The sequence below is a fragment of the Nitrospira calida genome (assembly GCF_976986435.1).
Genome location: NZ_OZ335950.1, coordinates 181017 through 197042 on the forward strand (window position 1 = coordinate 181017; position 16026 = coordinate 197042).

The 16026-nt window shown below is 60.1% G+C and carries 19 protein-coding genes and 1 tRNA gene; 12 read left to right on the forward strand and 8 right to left on the reverse strand.

The annotated features are described in order from the left end of the window. The first annotated feature begins 36 nt into the window (after positions 1–36). The 4 genes from dnaX to ACWHTU_RS01005 all read left to right on the forward strand — a co-directional run bounded on the left by dnaX (position 37) and on the right by ACWHTU_RS01005 (position 3489). Positions 37–1962, forward strand: coding sequence for a DNA polymerase III subunit gamma/tau (gene dnaX / locus ACWHTU_RS00990; protein ID WP_447861060.1), 1926 nt, complete (start codon positions 37–39; stop codon positions 1960–1962). Then, positions 1959–2282, forward strand: a complete 324-nt coding sequence (locus tag ACWHTU_RS00995) for a YbaB/EbfC family nucleoid-associated protein (protein ID WP_447861061.1) — start codon at positions 1959–1961, stop codon at positions 2280–2282. Before dnaX ends, ACWHTU_RS00995 begins: the two co-directional genes overlap by 4 nt. An 80-nt stretch (positions 2283–2362) precedes the next feature. Then, a complete protein-coding gene (gene recR / locus ACWHTU_RS01000; RefSeq protein ID WP_447861062.1) occupies positions 2363–2965 on the forward strand; it encodes a recombination mediator RecR in 603 nt (200 codons plus the stop codon). 89 nt (positions 2966–3054) lie between these two features. After that, positions 3055–3489 carry a TraR/DksA family transcriptional regulator gene (locus ACWHTU_RS01005; protein ID WP_447861063.1) on the forward strand — a complete coding sequence of 145 codons (435 nt, stop codon included), beginning with the start codon at positions 3055–3057 and terminating at the stop codon, positions 3487–3489. Between the two features lie 79 nt (positions 3490–3568). Here the strand turns inward: ACWHTU_RS01005 and ACWHTU_RS01010 are convergent, their stop codons facing one another. The 3 genes from ACWHTU_RS01010 to ACWHTU_RS01020 form a co-directional block, all read right to left on the reverse strand. Beyond that, positions 3569–4720, reverse strand: coding sequence for a tetratricopeptide repeat protein (locus ACWHTU_RS01010; RefSeq protein ID WP_447861064.1), 1152 nt, complete (start codon positions 4718–4720; stop codon positions 3569–3571). 117 nt (positions 4721–4837) lie between these two features. Next, positions 4838–5062, reverse strand: coding sequence for a hypothetical protein (locus ACWHTU_RS01015; RefSeq protein WP_447861065.1), 225 nt, complete (start codon positions 5060–5062; stop codon positions 4838–4840). Between the two features lie 357 nt (positions 5063–5419). Continuing rightward, positions 5420–5494 (reverse strand) — tRNA-Val (locus ACWHTU_RS01020). A 318-nt stretch (positions 5495–5812) separates the two neighbouring features. On the opposite strand from ACWHTU_RS01020, the gene ACWHTU_RS01025 reads away from it, so the two are divergent. Next, a complete protein-coding gene (locus ACWHTU_RS01025; RefSeq protein WP_447861066.1) occupies positions 5813–6904 on the forward strand; it encodes a WD40/YVTN/BNR-like repeat-containing protein in 1092 nt (363 codons plus the stop codon). A 15-nt stretch (positions 6905–6919) separates the two neighbouring features. Beyond that, complete coding sequence (locus ACWHTU_RS01030; protein ID WP_447861067.1) at positions 6920–7531, forward strand: histidine phosphatase family protein; 612 nt, start codon at positions 6920–6922, stop codon at positions 7529–7531. 32 nt (positions 7532–7563) lie between these two features. Here ACWHTU_RS01030 and ACWHTU_RS01035 read toward each other — a convergent pair whose 3' ends face one another. Then, positions 7564–8043, reverse strand: a complete 480-nt coding sequence (locus ACWHTU_RS01035) for a hypothetical protein (protein ID WP_447861068.1) — start codon at positions 8041–8043, stop codon at positions 7564–7566. A 100-nt stretch (positions 8044–8143) separates the two neighbouring features. Here ACWHTU_RS01035 and ACWHTU_RS01040 point away from each other — a divergent pair, with 100 nt between their 5' ends. Next, positions 8144–8497 carry a hypothetical protein gene (locus tag ACWHTU_RS01040; RefSeq protein WP_447861069.1) on the forward strand — a complete coding sequence of 118 codons (354 nt, stop codon included), beginning with the start codon at positions 8144–8146 and terminating at the stop codon, positions 8495–8497. Here the strand turns inward: ACWHTU_RS01040 and ACWHTU_RS01045 are convergent. Beyond that, on the reverse strand, positions 8487–9116 hold the full coding sequence (locus ACWHTU_RS01045; protein WP_447861070.1) for a hypothetical protein: 630 nt from the start codon (positions 9114–9116) through the stop codon (positions 8487–8489). The two genes, ACWHTU_RS01040 and ACWHTU_RS01045, sit on opposite strands and share 11 nt — an antisense overlap. Positions 9117–9402: 286 nt before the next feature. Between ACWHTU_RS01045 and ACWHTU_RS01050 the strand changes: the two genes are divergently transcribed. Next, complete coding sequence (locus ACWHTU_RS01050) at positions 9403–10095, forward strand: class I SAM-dependent methyltransferase (RefSeq protein ID WP_447861071.1); 693 nt, start codon at positions 9403–9405, stop codon at positions 10093–10095. A gap of 9 nt (positions 10096–10104) precedes the next feature. On the opposite strand, the gene ACWHTU_RS01055 is transcribed toward ACWHTU_RS01050, so the two are convergent. Then, complete coding sequence (locus ACWHTU_RS01055; RefSeq protein ID WP_447861072.1) at positions 10105–10929, reverse strand: hypothetical protein; 825 nt, start codon at positions 10927–10929, stop codon at positions 10105–10107. 220 nt (positions 10930–11149) lie between these two features. Between ACWHTU_RS01055 and ACWHTU_RS01060 the strand changes: the two genes are divergently transcribed. The 4 genes from ACWHTU_RS01060 (at position 11150) to panC (ending at position 14710) form a co-directional block, all read left to right on the forward strand. Beyond that, on the forward strand, positions 11150–11833 hold the full coding sequence (locus ACWHTU_RS01060; RefSeq protein ID WP_447861073.1) for a type 1 glutamine amidotransferase: 684 nt from the start codon (positions 11150–11152) through the stop codon (positions 11831–11833). A 137-nt stretch (positions 11834–11970) separates the two neighbouring features. After that, on the forward strand, positions 11971–13146 hold the full coding sequence (locus ACWHTU_RS01065) for an LL-diaminopimelate aminotransferase (protein WP_447861074.1): 1176 nt from the start codon (positions 11971–11973) through the stop codon (positions 13144–13146). A gap of 95 nt (positions 13147–13241) precedes the next feature. Next, a complete protein-coding gene (folK, locus tag ACWHTU_RS01070) occupies positions 13242–13814 on the forward strand; it encodes a 2-amino-4-hydroxy-6-hydroxymethyldihydropteridine diphosphokinase (RefSeq protein WP_447861075.1) in 573 nt (190 codons plus the stop codon). Beyond that, positions 13811–14710 (forward strand): pantoate--beta-alanine ligase, encoded by a 900-nt coding sequence (gene panC, locus ACWHTU_RS01075; protein ID WP_447861076.1) that lies wholly within the window; start codon positions 13811–13813, stop codon positions 14708–14710. The genes folK and panC overlap by 4 nt, the downstream gene beginning before the upstream one ends. On the opposite strand, the gene ACWHTU_RS01080 is transcribed toward panC, so the two are convergent. After that, positions 14682–15203, reverse strand: coding sequence for a PilZ domain-containing protein (locus tag ACWHTU_RS01080; protein ID WP_447861077.1), 522 nt, complete (start codon positions 15201–15203; stop codon positions 14682–14684). The two genes, panC and ACWHTU_RS01080, sit on opposite strands and share 29 nt — an antisense overlap. Further along, positions 15200–15889, reverse strand: coding sequence for a hypothetical protein (locus ACWHTU_RS01085; RefSeq protein ID WP_447861078.1), 690 nt, complete (start codon positions 15887–15889; stop codon positions 15200–15202). Before ACWHTU_RS01085 ends, ACWHTU_RS01080 begins: the two co-directional genes overlap by 4 nt. Positions 15890–16026 lie beyond the last annotated feature (137 nt).

Below are 16026 nucleotides of genomic sequence, written 5' to 3' on the forward strand. Positions count from 1 at the left end.
GCGAGGAATGTTGAACGCTGAATTATGAATTAAAAATTGCCCGAATCTGCTCAATTCATCATTTCACATTCATCATTCCTGATTCGGAGTCACGAGACGTTGGAGTATCAGGTTTCCGCCAGAAAATATCGGCCCGCGACCTTCGAGGACGTGGTCGGGCAGCCGCACGTCGTCCGGACGTTGGTCAACGCGATCAAGACGAAACGGATTGCGCAGGCTTTCCTGTTTTCCGGCACCCGCGGCGTGGGCAAGACTTCCGTCGCGCGGATTCTGGCCAAGGCACTCAATTGCGAACAGGGGCCGACCGGCACGCCGTGCAACGTCTGTCCGAACTGCATCGAGATCGCGCAAGGGACTTCGGTGGACGTGATCGAGATCGACGGCGCGTCGAACACGAGCGTCGACGATGTGCGCGAGATCCGGGAAAACGTCAAGTTTACGCCGTTTCGCGGGAGCTATCGCGTTTACATTATCGATGAAGTTCACATGCTGTCGAATTCCGCGTTCAACGCGCTGCTCAAGACGCTGGAGGAGCCACCGCCGCATGTGGTGTTCATTTTTGCGACCACTGAAATTCATAAGATCCCGCCGACCATCCTTTCGCGTTGCCAACATTACAACTTTCGACGCATCCCCCAAACCGAAATTATTGAGCGATTGCGCCGTGTGGCCGTGCAAGACGGCATTACGGTGGAAGATCGCAGCCTGGCCGCGCTGGCTCGGGCCAGCGCGGGCAGCATGCGGGACGCGCTCAGTCTGCTCGATCAGGCGGTGGCCTTCGGCGGGAAAACGATCAAGCACGCCGACTTGGAGGTGCTGCTGGGGGCTGTGCCGCAAGAACATGTCCGTGCAATGATCGAGGCTGTCATCGCGCAAGACAGCCCGGCGGCACTGCGAGTGATCCATCGTCTGCTTGATCAAGGTCATGACCTGCGCGCGTATTGCGCCGATCTCGTCGAATACGTGCGGAATCTTTTAGTGGCGTCGGTGGTCTCGTCGCCGCAGGACCTGCGCGGGTTGATCGAGGCGTCCGAGGAAGACATTCGCCAACTCGCCTCGGACGCAAAGATGTTCACGCCGGAACAAGTACAAGAATTGTTTCGGATCCTGACTCAAGCCGAGGATGCTTTGCGGCTGAGTGCTCACCCCCGGTATGTGCTGGAGGTGGCCGCCGTGCGGGCCACGAAGCTGCTCGGCTCCGGTGGACAGGGGGCGGTCGCGTCCGGGCGCGAGAAAGCCGCGACGGCCCTCCCGGTAAAGCAGCAGGCGTCCGGCAAGGCGGACCGATTCGCACAGTCCGCTGAGGCGGCGGCGAAAGTTCCGTCGGACCGGTACCCAGTTTCGACCGATCCCGAGGCACCGGACATCGCCCTGCCGCGTGCCGCGCGCGTCTCGTCGTCCCTGACTCAGAACCGTCGCCGCCCGCCGGGATCCGTCTCGGCCTCCGCTTCGGCCGACAAGCCGTCGGTTGAGAGCAAATCCGCGCCGACCGCGCCCGTGATTGCGTCGGTCCCTCCGCTTCAGCTCGACTGGGACCAATTTCAAGAGGAAGTGGCGAGCGTGCATCCTGGCATTGCTTCGTTTCTCGAACGAGGGCGTTTCGTCGGAATCGAAGGCAATCAGATCATAATTGGATTCACCAAGGGGGAGACGGTAGCCCGCTCGTTTATTGAGAGAGAAGACAATCTGCGGGTTATTACCGAGCTGTGCCAGCGGCTCTCAGGCCAGCCGGCCCGTCTGCACGTGGTCGAGTTGGGGGACGGCGATCAGCCGGGACCGACCATGGCGGAGATGCGGGTAGCCAAAGAGCGGGAGCGACGGCAGATGCTGTTCGAGCACGTCCGTGCCCGTCCCTTGGTCAAACAAGCTCTCGAGATGTTTGGCGGGGACCTCATCGAGGTCCGGCAGACCGCGGCTCCGGTAACGCATCGTTCGTCCCCGTCGCAGGAGGCCCGATCATGAAGAATCCGTTCGGCAATATGGCCAACCTTGTGAAGCAGGCCCAGGCCATGCAGGAGCAAATGGCCAAACTCCAGGAACAAGCGGCGGCGAAAACCGTGACCGGCACAGCCGGCGGCGGGATCGTGACAGTGACGGCCAACGGCGCCATGCAAATCGTCAGCATCGCTCTTGATCCGGAAGTCGTCAAGTCCGGCGACGTGGAGATGCTGCAGGATTTGGTTATTGCGGCGACGAACGACGCGCTGCGCAAGGCGCGTGACATGGTGGCCGAGGAGATGAAAGCGCTGACGGGCGGCTTACGCATCCCCGGCTTGTTCTGAATGCGTCATGCGGCGAAGAAGGAAAGCGCTCAGAGCGCCTCCGATTCGTCAAACCTTCCGTCATCAAGCATCGGTCCGGTATGGGCGTCGATCAACAAGGATTGCTGGCGCGGTTGATCGGTGAACTGGTGAAGCTGCCCGGCATCGGCCGGAAAACCGCTCAGCGCTTAGCCTTTCATTTGCTCAAGGCCGAACGCGAGGAGGCCTTGCGGTTGGCCGACGCGATCCGTGCCGTCAAGGATGGTCTTTCGTTCTGCCGTCAGTGCCGGAATATCGCAGAAGGCGAATTGTGCGAGTTTTGTTCGGATCCTAAACGGGATCGTGCCACAATCCTCGTGGTGGAGGAACCGAGCACGCTGTACGCCATTGAGCGGGCCGGCGGCTATCGCGGCTTGTATCATGTTCTCTTGGGTTCTCTCTCGCCGTTGGACGGAGTCGGTCCTTCGGACATTCGCGCGCAGGACCTGGTTGACCGGCTCAAGGCGGGCGGAATCGAAGAAGTGATCCTCGCTACCAACCCGACCATCGAAGGAGAAGCGACGGCGATCTACCTCACCAAGTTGGTGAAGCCCTTCGGCGTACGGGTTTCACGGATCGCCTACGGGGTTCCGGTCGGAATGGATATCGAATACGCCGACGAGGTCACGCTTCTGAAGTCCATCGAAGGCAGACGAGAGGTGTAAGACCGTGTGCCTGGCGGCCATTGACCCCCTCGGTCGTCGGCTGGTATAGTTTGCGCTCGGCCGAAGCTTGAAGCTCATCGACCTGTACGATGAAGTCCCGTCCGTCAGCCAAGACAAAAGCAAAAGTCTCGGTCCGCACCAAACTCGCCCGGTCGTCCCCATCCCGGTCCGGCGGACGGTACCCGGACATTCGTCGCGACCTTGAACGACAACGTGCCGCCATCTTGGAAGAAGCCGGGGAAGTGCTGACCAATCGCGCCCAGGTAGAGAGTTTTCCCGACGTCAGTGATCAGGCCTCGGCGGAAGTGGATCAGAACTTTTCGCTGCGGATCAGGGAACGTGAGCGGAAACTGCTGAAAAAAATCGACGACGCGCTTGGACGCCTCGCCACCAACACGTATGGTATCTGCGAGCGGTGCGGAGAGGAAATCCCCTACAAACGGCTCAAAGCCCGCCCTGTCACCACCCTTTGCATCGCGTGTAAGACCCTCCAAGAAGAAGAAGAAGAGAAGATCCGCCGGTAACTCTTCCATCCCGTGGACAATCCTTGGCCGCCGGAAAGGATTTGCACCGCCCATCGGGTGGGTGCCCGAACCCAGCTTCCTAGCGGCGCAGAGCCTTCAGTTTTTTTCGGGCCATGTCTGCTCGGTCGACTTCTTCGGGAATGCCTTGGACGAGCGCCAAGTAAGTTTCGTATTCGGAAATAGCCCGTTTCGGGTTGACGGATTCATAGGCTTCCGCCAGGTTGTAGCGGGCAATGGCGTAGTTGGGCCGCAACGTCACCGCTTTTTCGAAGGAAGCGAGAGCGTTTTCCCTGTCTCCCAGTTTGGCGTACACCGTCCCGAGATTATTAAGCACGTCCGGTGTATTAGGCCTGATCGCAAGGGACTGCAGCATTTCGATTTTGGCTTTCTCTAGGTCTCCCTTCTTTTCCCAGGCTATACCCAGGCGATGATGGGCTTCTGCTAACCAGACCTTATTGGAAAACCCACTCGCAATGGCTTTCTGGTAAGCATCGGCTGCGATGTCGTAGTTCTGTGGACCGCAATAGGCCAGTTGGGCTGTCTGCCCGCGTGCGAATTGCTGAAGGGACGTGAACGGCTCCTTGTCTTCTGCGCCCTGACTGTCGAAGCGCTGGCCCTGCTTGGTCCCTGGTGGGCTGCGAAGCCGATCAAGAAACTCCTTCCGATAGGGAGAAAACAGCCTGACATAGGGATCGATCGAAAACGAAGCCTGAAGCAACGTCTGATGGTCGCTGTCTCCCAGAATCAAGTATTGGGTGGTGGTTTTCTCGTCTCCCGTTTCGTAGAGGGAACTGGACTCCATGTCGGCCCGAGTCACCAGTTTGGCAACATTGAGATAGAACTCCAGTGACGGCTTGAGCTGCGAGAGGGTCCGGCGCAAGACGGGATAGGGAGCCAGGTCCAATCCGACAGGATAGGTAAAAAGAGCGCCGACAAGGATGCCATCCTCGTCGAAAAAATAGGATTCTTCGGCTTTGGACGCGCTATGCTCGGCCGAAATGCTCAGTTCCTGCCCGCTGCCCCAGGGTTGGCGCCGGATGGAAACCAAACTATGCCGTTGGAGAAACGTCGGCTTGTCGTCGCATAGCGCGGCTGACTTCAAGAGGATGAGGTCGCTGGCGGAGGGGGGAAGGTTCGACGGAGGCCCCTCCGTGGCACAAGCGACGGCGAGTGCCACGACGGCCAAGCCGAGCAACAAGAAGAAGCAGCGTCGCTCCGGAGAAGACTTCATCGGGAGTCCAGGGGGCGGCCGAGCGTCCGGCGCCCCTAGAACCCTAAAATATTGCTACGGGCAAAGGCAAGAGGGGAAGCGTGGTATGGAGGCGAAGGGCCACTGCTTGTCTCCGGATTACGGGGTTCCTAACCGATACCGCTGGGCATCGAGCATCGCGTCTTCGCTCGTGTACCCGTGCAAATTGGGATTGAGAGAAGAGAGACCGTACACCGGCCGGTTGATCCCGTAGTCGATTACCACCCCGACGGGGTGCAGGAGAAACGTGACCCAACGGAGCGGATGGTCGTTGATAGGCGAAGCGGCCATTGGGTTCGTGTAAACGAGGGACGTACTGTCCATCGCCCCGTAAATACTCGTCGGCGGAGTATAGCTTTCCGTGCTCGTGCTGGCGCAGCCCTCGAAGCTTAACGTCGCTGTCGCCAAGCAAGCTGCTCCGATAAGAACTCGTACTTGCCGCATACCACACCTCCCGTCATTTAACAAGAACTCCCTCCGCAGTCTCGTCTACACCGCGAAGTGTAGCCTACCAGTGGGCTTCTGTCCAGGTTTTGACCTAATTGCGCCGCCTCGGCGACTGCGGGGAGGGGGCAAAAGAGTTAGGAGTTATATGGGTAAAGACTCTATCCGCCCGCCCCAATTGTGATATCTGATTTTGATATGAGGCGTTGAGAGTGGGCGGACCACACGAAGTGCGTATGGTGGGCGATACTGGTATCGAACCAGTGACCTCTTCCGTGTGAGGGAAGCGCTCTCCCACTGAGCTAATCGCCCACCCGTGGGTCAGTCTAGCACGGCCATTGGATCCGGTTCAATCTTGCCGCTCAAAGGACGCGAGACTTCTCGCCCCTTCCTTACCCTGCGCCGGACCGAGCTCCTTGACTCAAGTCTGCCGGTATGATTAGCAAGGTGTTGAAAAAGCGCTTTGGGCGCCGTGAACATGGGGAGTCGAAGGAGGTGCGGGCAGTGGATCCATCACCTGCAGATGTTCTCCGAAGACCGTCATACCCGCTGGATCGATATTCGGCTGGCGGACTCGTTCGGCATCCTGTAAGGTCTACCTTGCGGAGCCGTTGAGAGGAATCAGCCAGCGTGTGGTTCTTCAGCTTGTCCATCCAGCAGCATAGCGAATTCCTTTTCCCGATGATTCTCGCGAGGCTGCCTGTGCTGCTTACGGTCGTGTGGCTTGCCCTCTCAGCCTGCGGGAAACAAAGGGATGCGGTGGTCTCCGTGGCCTTGCATCCAACGAATCCGAACATCATCTATGTCGCCACGAATGAAGCGGTGTACAAGACCCGCGACGGGGGGGCGACCTGGGAGAAGTTCCCCGACTTTAGCGCCAGACGGGTTACGGTCGTCGCCGTCGATCCGCAACTCCCAGCTATCGTCTATGCTGGTACGATGGGGGACGCGGTCTACAAGAGTCCAGACGGGGGCCAGCATTGGCTCCCGCACAATGTCGGCCTCAAAGAGCATGTCTCCTACGTCAACCAGTTTGTGTTTCACCCGACCAACACCGAAATAGTCTACGCGGCCACAACGGTGGGTGTGTTCTACACCAGAGACGGCGGCAGAGAGTGGGAAGAGCGTATGAATGGAATGAAGGAAGTTCACATCGTCGTGACCATCGCCATAAATCCCCGGAATCCGCAGGTGCTGTATGCGGGCACGACGGGAGGAGTCTATCGGACCCGCGACGGCGGGCTCTCGTGGCATAAGATCAACAACGGGTTAATCCCGGAAGAAGAACTCATGGCGTCGATGTCGCTCGGCGTGAATATCCTTGTTGTGGATCCGATGGCACCCGAGACGGTCTACGCCGGGACCACCAACGGGCTGTTCAAGACGACGAACGGCGGCGACGCCTGGGAACGGATCGGCCGGTCCCTTCCGGATCAGTTCATCAGTACCATGCTGATCCACCCGACCGATCACAACGTGCTGTACGTGGGAGGCCGTGCCGGCGTCTTCAAGAGCCACGATGCTGGCGCGAGTTGGCGGGCCATGAACACCGGGCTCGAGACACTCAACATCCGCACGATCGTGCTGAGCCCGCGCGATCCGAATCTTCTCTTCGTTGGGACCAACGGGAGCGGGCTCTATCGTTCGACCGACGGCGGCAAGACCTGGATCCGTGTCCCGTTGACCGAAGTCACGGCGGCTCGGGCTGCCGCTTCGAGCTGAACGGCGAGGGGGAATATGTCGATCATTCTGCTCGTTCGTCATGGCGAAACGGACTGGAATCGCAGCGGTCAGATCATGGGCGACCAGCCGATACCGCTGAACCCTCACGGCGCGGTCCAGGCGCATCAACTCGCCGCTTGCCTGAAGGGGTGTGGCATTCAGACCATTTATTCAAGCCCTGTCGCGCGGGCAGTCCAGACCGCGGAGATTCTGGCCTCGGTCTTGGGGGCTCGCGTGACTCTGCTGCCCGGTCTATCGGAAATCGGGGTCGGCGAATGGGCGGGAAGGTTCTGGAAGGACCTGGCCGACGAGCCGATAAAAAATGACTATTACGCCAAACCGCGCGAAGCCAGGCCGCCGGGCGGCGAAACGTTGGCCGAGGTTCAAGACCGTGCCGTGGCGGCTGTCGAGGAAGTTTGCCGCAACGGTACCGGTGGACCGTTCTTGTTCGTGTCACACGCCGACGTCATCCGCTCGGTTCTGGCGCATTACCTGTATCTGGACTTCGTCGGTCTGCGCCGGGCGCGGATCGACCACGCCTCGCTGACGGCGTTGCGGCTTGCGGAAGGGGCGGCCGAGTTGCTCTGTCTGAACTATACTCCCGCGGCCGCCGGTCTGGGCCTGTGATCTGTCGAATTGCGAAATGCGCGTCGTTTGCTTCAGTTCCCGGCTTTTGGCCCCATCTCGTCTCCGTGTCGGTAGCGGCTGCGATACGCCGTCATCGCATCGGAGAGCGCCTTCCATTCTTGCGCCGTCAAAATGTTCCTTATCTGGAAGCGCAGGCCGAGGATCTTGGACGCCGACCGCATGCGGTGGTTGTTCAGGTCGTCGAGGATTTTCGTGAAGTCCTCGGGGGAGGCCTCATAGTTGGCATTGAGCTCGTAGAGCTTTTGGTGATACTGCCGACTTTGCTCGGTTGAATGCCTGATCTCGCCCATGATCTGGCCTAGCAGCTCGTTCACTTGCTTGGCCTTGGCCGGATCCTGGATCGTCTTGTCGACGAGAGCGGTCATGTCCTTGGCCGCTTTCTCCCATCCATACCCGCCGCCGGCGTATCCCATCCGTTGGTGATAGGAGCTGCAGCCTGCGAGGACTGCCGCCATTACTACCGACAACGCGATGCCGCTCACCGCTTTCATGCTCGTCTCTCCTTTCGACAAAGAGTCCACCCCATCATGCCCCTTGCTTGCCCGGTATACGCCGCTATATCCTTGTCAAGCAATCGATCACCGATTCTTCATGCCTGAAACGACCGACCCTGTGCCACATACTCCCGATTCCCTCGCACAACTCCGTGATGAGTTTCGACGGCACTTGGAGACGTTTTACGCGAAGTTGAAGCTGGTCCCTCCCTATCATAGCGTCGAAAAAGCCGTTCTTCAGCTCGCAACGACTCTCAAGGCCTTGCCGCCCGAGGAACGGGATCGCATCGTGGCCGACCCCGAGTTGCGATGGGCCCGGTATGTCGAAGCGTTCACCGCGGCCGGTCTCAATCAAAAACATCGCGGTATCATCGCCGGGTTGGCCAGATCGCGTCAGGCGCTTGACCTGCCGAAGGAATACGACCGGTTCCTGGACGCCTTCAGGACGTGACGGGCCGGTCGGGCGGCTCTTCCAGGACCGCGCGCAGTTCCTGGTACAGCTCAGTCAGGCGACTATTCTCTAATCGATAGGCGAACGCCACGGTGACCAGGCCGAACGCGACCACTAATAGGCCTAACCCTGTGACGCCCAACCCCATCAAGAGCCCGCTGAGGGACGCCGCGCCGCCTTCCACGACGTAGGCGATTAGGAACCCAATCGTCCCTAGCCCGACAACCCCAAACCACAACAATGTGAGAATCGCCGAGGACCAAGGAATCCGCTTCGTATAAACCAAGCGGATGCTCTCACCGTCGGGAATCACGTCGATCGTGCCCTTCAGCGGCCAGGCGGTCCGAAACCGCAGCGAGAACAGATGGCACTGGGAGCGGAATGTCAGGCGCCGTTCCTCCGGGAACAAGCGGGCGACGCCGTGCGGGAGGGCGAGCATGCCGTTACGGTCAAAGCGCTCTTGCAGCCGCAGGAAGTTCGTGCCGTTCAGCCTGTCCTGGCCGTGGGCGATCCCGCAACCGTAACGACTGGCATCCGACGACAGGCTTGAAAACAACCACCAGTCCCCTACGATCAGCCCGAAGAACAGCACTGCGGCGACCAGTCCGGCCAACACCATCGGGCCTACCATAGCACATGCGAGGGCGTGTCGAAAGACGCGGAAGACGGCTGGTCGGTCCGATGCGGGTCGGCGGCTGGGCGCCAGACGGCCGCGCCGCACGAATCTGTTGACTCGTTGTGACGACTTCGCTACAGTAAGTCCGTTTTTTGTCCGGGCGGGCACGTAGTTTCAACATGTCCAGTTCCCCGCCTTAATTGGTTTCCCTCACATCATTGAAGCCGTCGGCTGTTACTTCCGCCGAGCGGGCGTCCGCGGGCAGGCGCGTGTGAGGCGTGGAGGCAACATGGATCTTCAGAAAGTCGAGCGTGTCTATACAGCTTATGCCAACATCTATGATCATGTCTTCGGCAAGGTATTTCACGAGGGACGAGAATCCGCGATCCGCAATCTGAACGTGCAGCCCAATGAGCGCATCCTGGAAGTTGGGGTGGGCACCGGGCTGGCGCTTCCGATGTACCCCCGCCACTGCCAGATCGTGGGCATCGATCTCTCGGAGGGCATGTTGGAAAAAGCGAAGAAACGGGCCCTGGCCCATGGGTTGAGCCATGTGCGGCTGTATCGGATGGACGCCGGTGCCATGGAATTTCCGGACGACAGTTTCGATACGGTCGTGGCTGCCTATGTGGTGACCGCCGTGCCGGATTATCGCAGCGTTGTCAGCGAAATGATCCGCGTTTGCCGACCGGGCGGACGGATCGTCATGCTGAATCATTTCAGCAACGGCAACAAGCTGATCGCCGCGGTCGAAAAAGTCATCTCCCCGCTGACCAAACATCTTGGGTGGCGCACGGACCTGTCGCTTAACACCGTGCTGGAAGGGACCACCTTGCAGGTCGCCAGGAAAGAAAAAGTCAACCCGCTGCGCTTCTGGCATCTCGTGGAGTGCGTGAACAACAAAACCGGTCGGGCGGGTCACTCGAACGGCTCGGCCCATGTGAACGGGTCGAAGAACGGCGGCGGATCTCTTCAGCGTTGATCGGCGGATTTATTCGGTCTCATCCGCCCACCGAGCACGCTCCAGCAGTTTTCCGTTGATCCAGTCCATCCCGGGAATAATTGTATTCCCGACCAGGCAGTTTCCAGAGAATGTGCGGGCGATGAGATCGGCCAGCAAGCCCAAGACCCGACCGGCTTGGCCGTTGTGAAGGGTGGACGTCTGCAAGACGATCCCAAATCCGGCCCCATCCAGCGGTCCATACACCCGGACGAAAACCGAGCCGAGGTGCGGCGCCTCGCGGGAGGCGGCAGGAATGAAGTGGCCTTCCCAGCGGACCGCCGGATGGCTCGCTCCGTTGACGCGTTTCGCTTTCCACGAACAGGGGAGCCCTGCCCGATCCAGCTCAGCGAGCAACCACTCGATCGTCGGTCCTTCTCCGGACTCGGCCTGGAACGTCCACTGGGCCAGACGGCTCGCCAACGCGGCTTCGTCGGCAGGCTTGGAGATTTCCTCCAGTTCCGCCTCCTCGCAGACGACGTAGAGCTCTCCCTGGGGATCAAACCAGAAGCGGAGCCGGTCGGCACTGACCTCCGCATGAATCACACCGAGCGTCGAGCAGTCGGCGCCCTCTTGCTCAAAAATCGAGAAATCCGTGACGCCGAGCATCGTCAGCTTAGCCACCCGTGTGGTCCCGCGCACTTGGTAACGGATCACCGTGGTCACCGTGGTCCCGGCGGGCACGTCTCGGCCGGAGCCCTCGTCGAACAGCCGGCGTTTCGAGACATGCACGTCGGTTACAAAGCCGCCGCGAAACCCGTGTGTATGTGCCAGAAACCACGCCACATCTTCGGCGTTGCGAATGGAGTGACGCATGGCGATCATTCTAGCGCAGCGGCCGTTTAAACGGTAGACGTTGGTTATCAAATCGGCGGTCCCTCCAACGGCGGGCTTGACGAGGAGGACCCGATTGTGCTTCATCCGACCACGGAGAGCGCCTGAGTCGATTGCCAAGGCGCCTGGGCTCGCGTGCGAAAGAACTGCGAGCTTACAGGGTAAGACGGGACGAAGAACCCCGCGTCTGGAATGAATGTCAATGCGCGCGGTGTGTCTGAAACATGTGTCCTTCGAAGGACCCGGTATCTTCGCCAAGCACCTGAATGGGCGCGGCGTGACTGTCGAGCAATACCTTGTGCCTTACGACGGTCTGCCCAACGATCCAGGCGATCTGTTGATCGTCATGGGCGGACCGATGTCGGCCAATGATCCGGATCCCTGGATGGCGCAGGAGGTGGCCTTCATCCAGGCTGCGATGCTGGCCGGCCAACCGGTCCTTGGCATCTGTCTCGGCAGTCAGCTCATGGCCAAGGCGGTTGGGGCGCAAGTGCGTCCGGGCCGTGCATTGGAGATCGGCATGACGCCGATCCGTCTCACGGTCGACGGGAAGAAAGACCCGGTCTTTGGCCGGTTTCCGGACACGTTCGACGTCTTTGAATGGCACGGTGAGGTCTTCGACTTGCCGGCCGGCTGCGTGGCGCTCGCCGGGTCAACGATCGCGCCAGTCCAAGCTTTTCGGTACGGGTCGCACGCGTACGGTCTCCTCTTCCATCTGGAGATGGAACAGAGCGGGATCGATGCGCTGTGCCGCGAATGCTCCGAGGATGTCGCGCGGTCAGGACTCCAACCGGCCGCCCTTCTTGCGCAGGCCTTGCCGCATCTGCCGCATCTGCATGCCCGAGCCGGGGTGCTCATCGACCATCTGCTCGCTCTCCCGCGTTGATTGCGGACCTTCAATTCGAGTACGCTAGCGCTTCCACAGCAAGCATGCCTGTCATCCGGGCGACGTTCAGTCTCAGGGGGCGGCGCTGACCGCTGGTGGCTGATCGCGAGGAGCTATTTAAGAAAGGAGTTATCTGAATGTCTGGGTTCCCAATTGAATACGCAACCCGCATCAAGGCTCTGCCTCCGTATCTGTTTGCCGCGATCGATAAGATAAAGCAGGACGCGATCGCGCGCGGCGTGGACATCATCAACCTGGGTGTGGGGGATCCCGATCTCCCGACACCGGCGCCGATCATCGAACGCCTCAAGCAAGCGGCGGCTGATCCGAAGAACCATCAATATCCGTCCTATGAAGGGTTGTTGTCATTCCGTCAGGCCGTAGCCGGCTGGTACAAGCGTCGGTTCGGCGTCATGCTAGACCCGGCCTCGGAAGTTCTCACTCTGATCGGCTCCAAAGAGGGGATCGGTCATGTGCCACTGGCGTTTGTCGATCCCGGCGACGTGGTGTTGGTGCCGAGTCCCGGCTATCCGGTCTATCCGGTGGGGACCACCTTCGCGGGTGGGGTTCCCTACATGATGCCGTTGACCAAGCAGAACGGCTTTTTACCGGATCTGAACGCGATCCCGAAGGACGTGGCGAGAAAAGCCAAGCTGATGTTTCTCAACTCGCCGAACAACCCGACCTCCGTCGTCGCCGACAAGGACTACTTCCGGCGGGTCGTGGAGTTCGCCCAAGCGAACCAGATCATCGTGTGCCACGACGCGGCCTATTCGGAGATCTTTTACGACGGGCGGCGGCCAGCCAGTTTCCTGGAGGTGGAGGGTGCGAAAGACGTCGGCATCGAATTCCATTCGCTCTCCAAGACCTACAATATGACCGGCTGGCGGATCGGCTTCGCCGTCGGCAACCGGCAGGTGCTGAACGGTCTGCTCAAGATCAAAAGCAATCTGGATTCCGGTTGCTTCCAGGCCATCCAGGTAGCCGGCATCACGGCGCTGGAATTGGAAGATTCCGTCACCGACGGCCTGCGCAAGATCTACCAGGAACGGCGCGACACACTCGTGCCGGGGCTCAAACAGCTCGGCTTGGAGGTCGAAAACCCGCCGGCGGCGTTCTATGTGTGGATCGCCGTCCCGAAGGGTTACGCGTCCGCGTCCTTTACCGCGCATCTGCTGGAGAAGGCGGGCGTCGTCACGACGCCCGGCAACGGCTTCGGCGCGCCAGGCGAAGGCTATATCCGCATGACCCTCTGTACAACCAAGGAGCGGTTGGCGGAAGCTGTAGAGCGCATTCGCAAGGCTGGATTCTAATTACGTGTCAAGAGCGCTAAATGACGAATGCTGAGTGTTGTGATCAGTCTCTTTAACTCAGAATGGCGAACTTTCAACGCAACATGTGGATAAGCGTGTCTCGCGAAACGGTGTTCATCGGTTTCGGCTCCAACCTGGGCGATCGGCTCGATTACTGCGATCGGGCGGTGACGCTGTTGAGTCTGCTTCCCCATTCGCGGATCACCGGTGTGTCGTCGCTCTATGAGACCGAGCCGCTCGCAGACGGTACCGATCCCGGACTCGGCTGGTTCCTGAACGGCGCGGTCCGAATGGAGACCGACGTGACGGCCCGGAGCCTGCTGGAGGTCTGTCGGGAGATCGAATCCTCCTTGGGCCGCGACCAGGAGCATCGAGACGGACCACGGACGCTCGATCTCGATATCCTGTTCTACGGGGGGTATATCATTCAGGAGCCCGATTTGGTCATCCCCCACCCCCGCCTGCATCTCCGACGATTTGCGCTGGTGCCGCTCGCCGAACTAGATCCGGACTGGGTGCACCCCGTGTTCAACCGCACCGTCAAGGCCTTGCTGGACAGCCTGGATGACCGGGCGATCGTCCGCCTGCTTGATCCACAGCCCGGCTCCCGCTACGGCTCGCGCCCTGCCTGCCATGTACCCGCGTCCGAACGAGAGCCGATCCCGTGAACATCATCACAGTCCCTCGTGCGATGGCGGTGTGGAGTCGCCGGCTCCACCGTGAAGGCGTGACAATCGGTCTCGTGCCGACTATGGGCGCGTTGCACGAAGGACACCGCGCGCTGATCCGAAAGGCTCGCCTGTCCTGCGATGCCCTCGTTGTTAGCGTCTTCGTCAACCCGCGGCAATTCGGCCCGGCGGAAGACCTAACCCGCTACCCCAGGCCGTTCGCGCAGGATCGGGCCCTGTGTGCGCACGAAGGGGTCGATGTGCTGTTTGCTCCCAGCCGAGAGGCCATGTATCCACCGGGCTTTCAGACTGTCGTCGCCCTCCAGGAACTTGCGCGGCGCTGGGAAGGAACCGTGCGGCCGCATCACTTTCAAGGCGTGGCGACGGTGGTGACGAAGCTGCTGTGCCTCGTGCGGCCGCACGTGGTGGTCTTCGGGCAGAAAGACTACCAACAGGCGCTGCTTGTGCAGCGCTTGGTGGAAGACCTGAATCTCGGCGCCCGCGTTGTCGTTCACCCCACCGTGCGCGAACCCGACGGCCTCGCGCTCAGTTCCCGCAACGTGTACCTGACAACGGCCCAACGCCGCGCGGCCCCGGTCCTCTATCGGGCCCTGCGGGCGGGATGGGCCGCCATTCGATCCGGCATCCGGTCCGAAGCACAGATCAGCCGTATCATGCACGATACTGTGGCCGCAGAACCGCTGGCGCAGGTCGACTATCTCGCTCTGTGCGACGCCCGGACGCTCGAGCCGTTGCGGCGCGCGGCGGGAAAGGTCGCGCTGCTGGGCGCAATTAGGATCGGCAAGGTCCGTCTGATTGACAATCTGCTCGTGACTGTTCCGGCGAAAAAACGGACAGGTGGGCGAATCAGGCTTGGGGAGCAGCGGTCTGACTGAGAAGCAGACTGTGGACGACCCGACTGAGACGGGTTTTCTCCTGCGGCTCCAATTCCAAGAACTTCACGCCGACGGTGGACGGGCGCACACAACAAACGATCGCCGTTTCGACCTTGATCCCCGGTTCACGGGTGGACGGCTTCAGCAGGAGTTCCACGAAGGTCCCGCGAGCCAATGGCTGGGCGGTTCTCACTGAGCAGCCCCCCATCGAGAGATCGATCACGACCTCGTCGAGCGAGAGCTGGTTCGCGGCAAAGACGACGGGGAAGTTGGTGGACAGCCGTTTGTACTCCCGGCGGTCGAATGCCTGGGAGTCATCTTTGATCCCGCGCCGCAGGGCGACAAACCGGTTGGCGCAGACCTGGCAGCGGAACGGATAGAGCCTGAACCATTTAAGCAACGGTTCGAGGCGACCCTGATGATGAATCAGGCGGACAAACGGGGTACCGCACTGGGGGCAATGAGGGCCCTTCATCGGCGGTCTCTCACTCATTCTGCTGACTGCGTAGGGCACCCAGGTGCAACGCGCAGTAGGCTTGCGATGTTCTTCTCCCAACCGGGGACGCGATGGTCCTCAAGCACCTGAAGTGCGATCTGAGACCACGTTTCGAGCTCGTCTAGCCTGCTTTTCAACCTCGTAATCGGCACAAACCCCGCCTGAGTGATCAGGCCTTCCCGCTTGGTCACCCTGGGTTCGGCCAAATCCCAGATATGCATGATGCCAAGATGAACTCTCCCAACTTCGGTTGCATCATCGTTGATCAACGCCACGAGATGCTCGACGTAGGGCGTGTCGATCTTGACTTCTTCGTGCACCTCTCGCCGCGCCGCCTCCAAGTACATCTCGCGATCCGACGAGAACAGGCTTTGGTCGGCCGGCTCGATGTGACCGCCGACGCCGATCGATCGCATGGCGACAAGGCGCGATTCGTTGGATTGCTTTCCCCGCACGTATGAAAAGAGCGAGTCGCGACAACGAAGGATCACGTATGGGATTAGCTGTTTGTATTTCGGCTCGCTTTCAGCCAGAGACCGTGGAATAAAGAGATTATTCTGTGGTGCCAAAAACATAGAGAGATAACGTTCTGGATGGACCTTATAGCCTTGAAACGCGCCTGTCTTTTCAAGGCAGGCGGTCTCGATTACCAATACCAATGAGTCCATCAGCGTCGTTAACACAAAAACAGTACTGATTGTGAAAAAAGATGCCCATCATCGTGCCGGATTGTGACCATTTGACGGAAGATTTTGAGCCAACTTTGGTTATCCCTGCTTCGAGTGTCTGTGTCTCCCCGCGAAGGCTGTCCAGTCGTGTC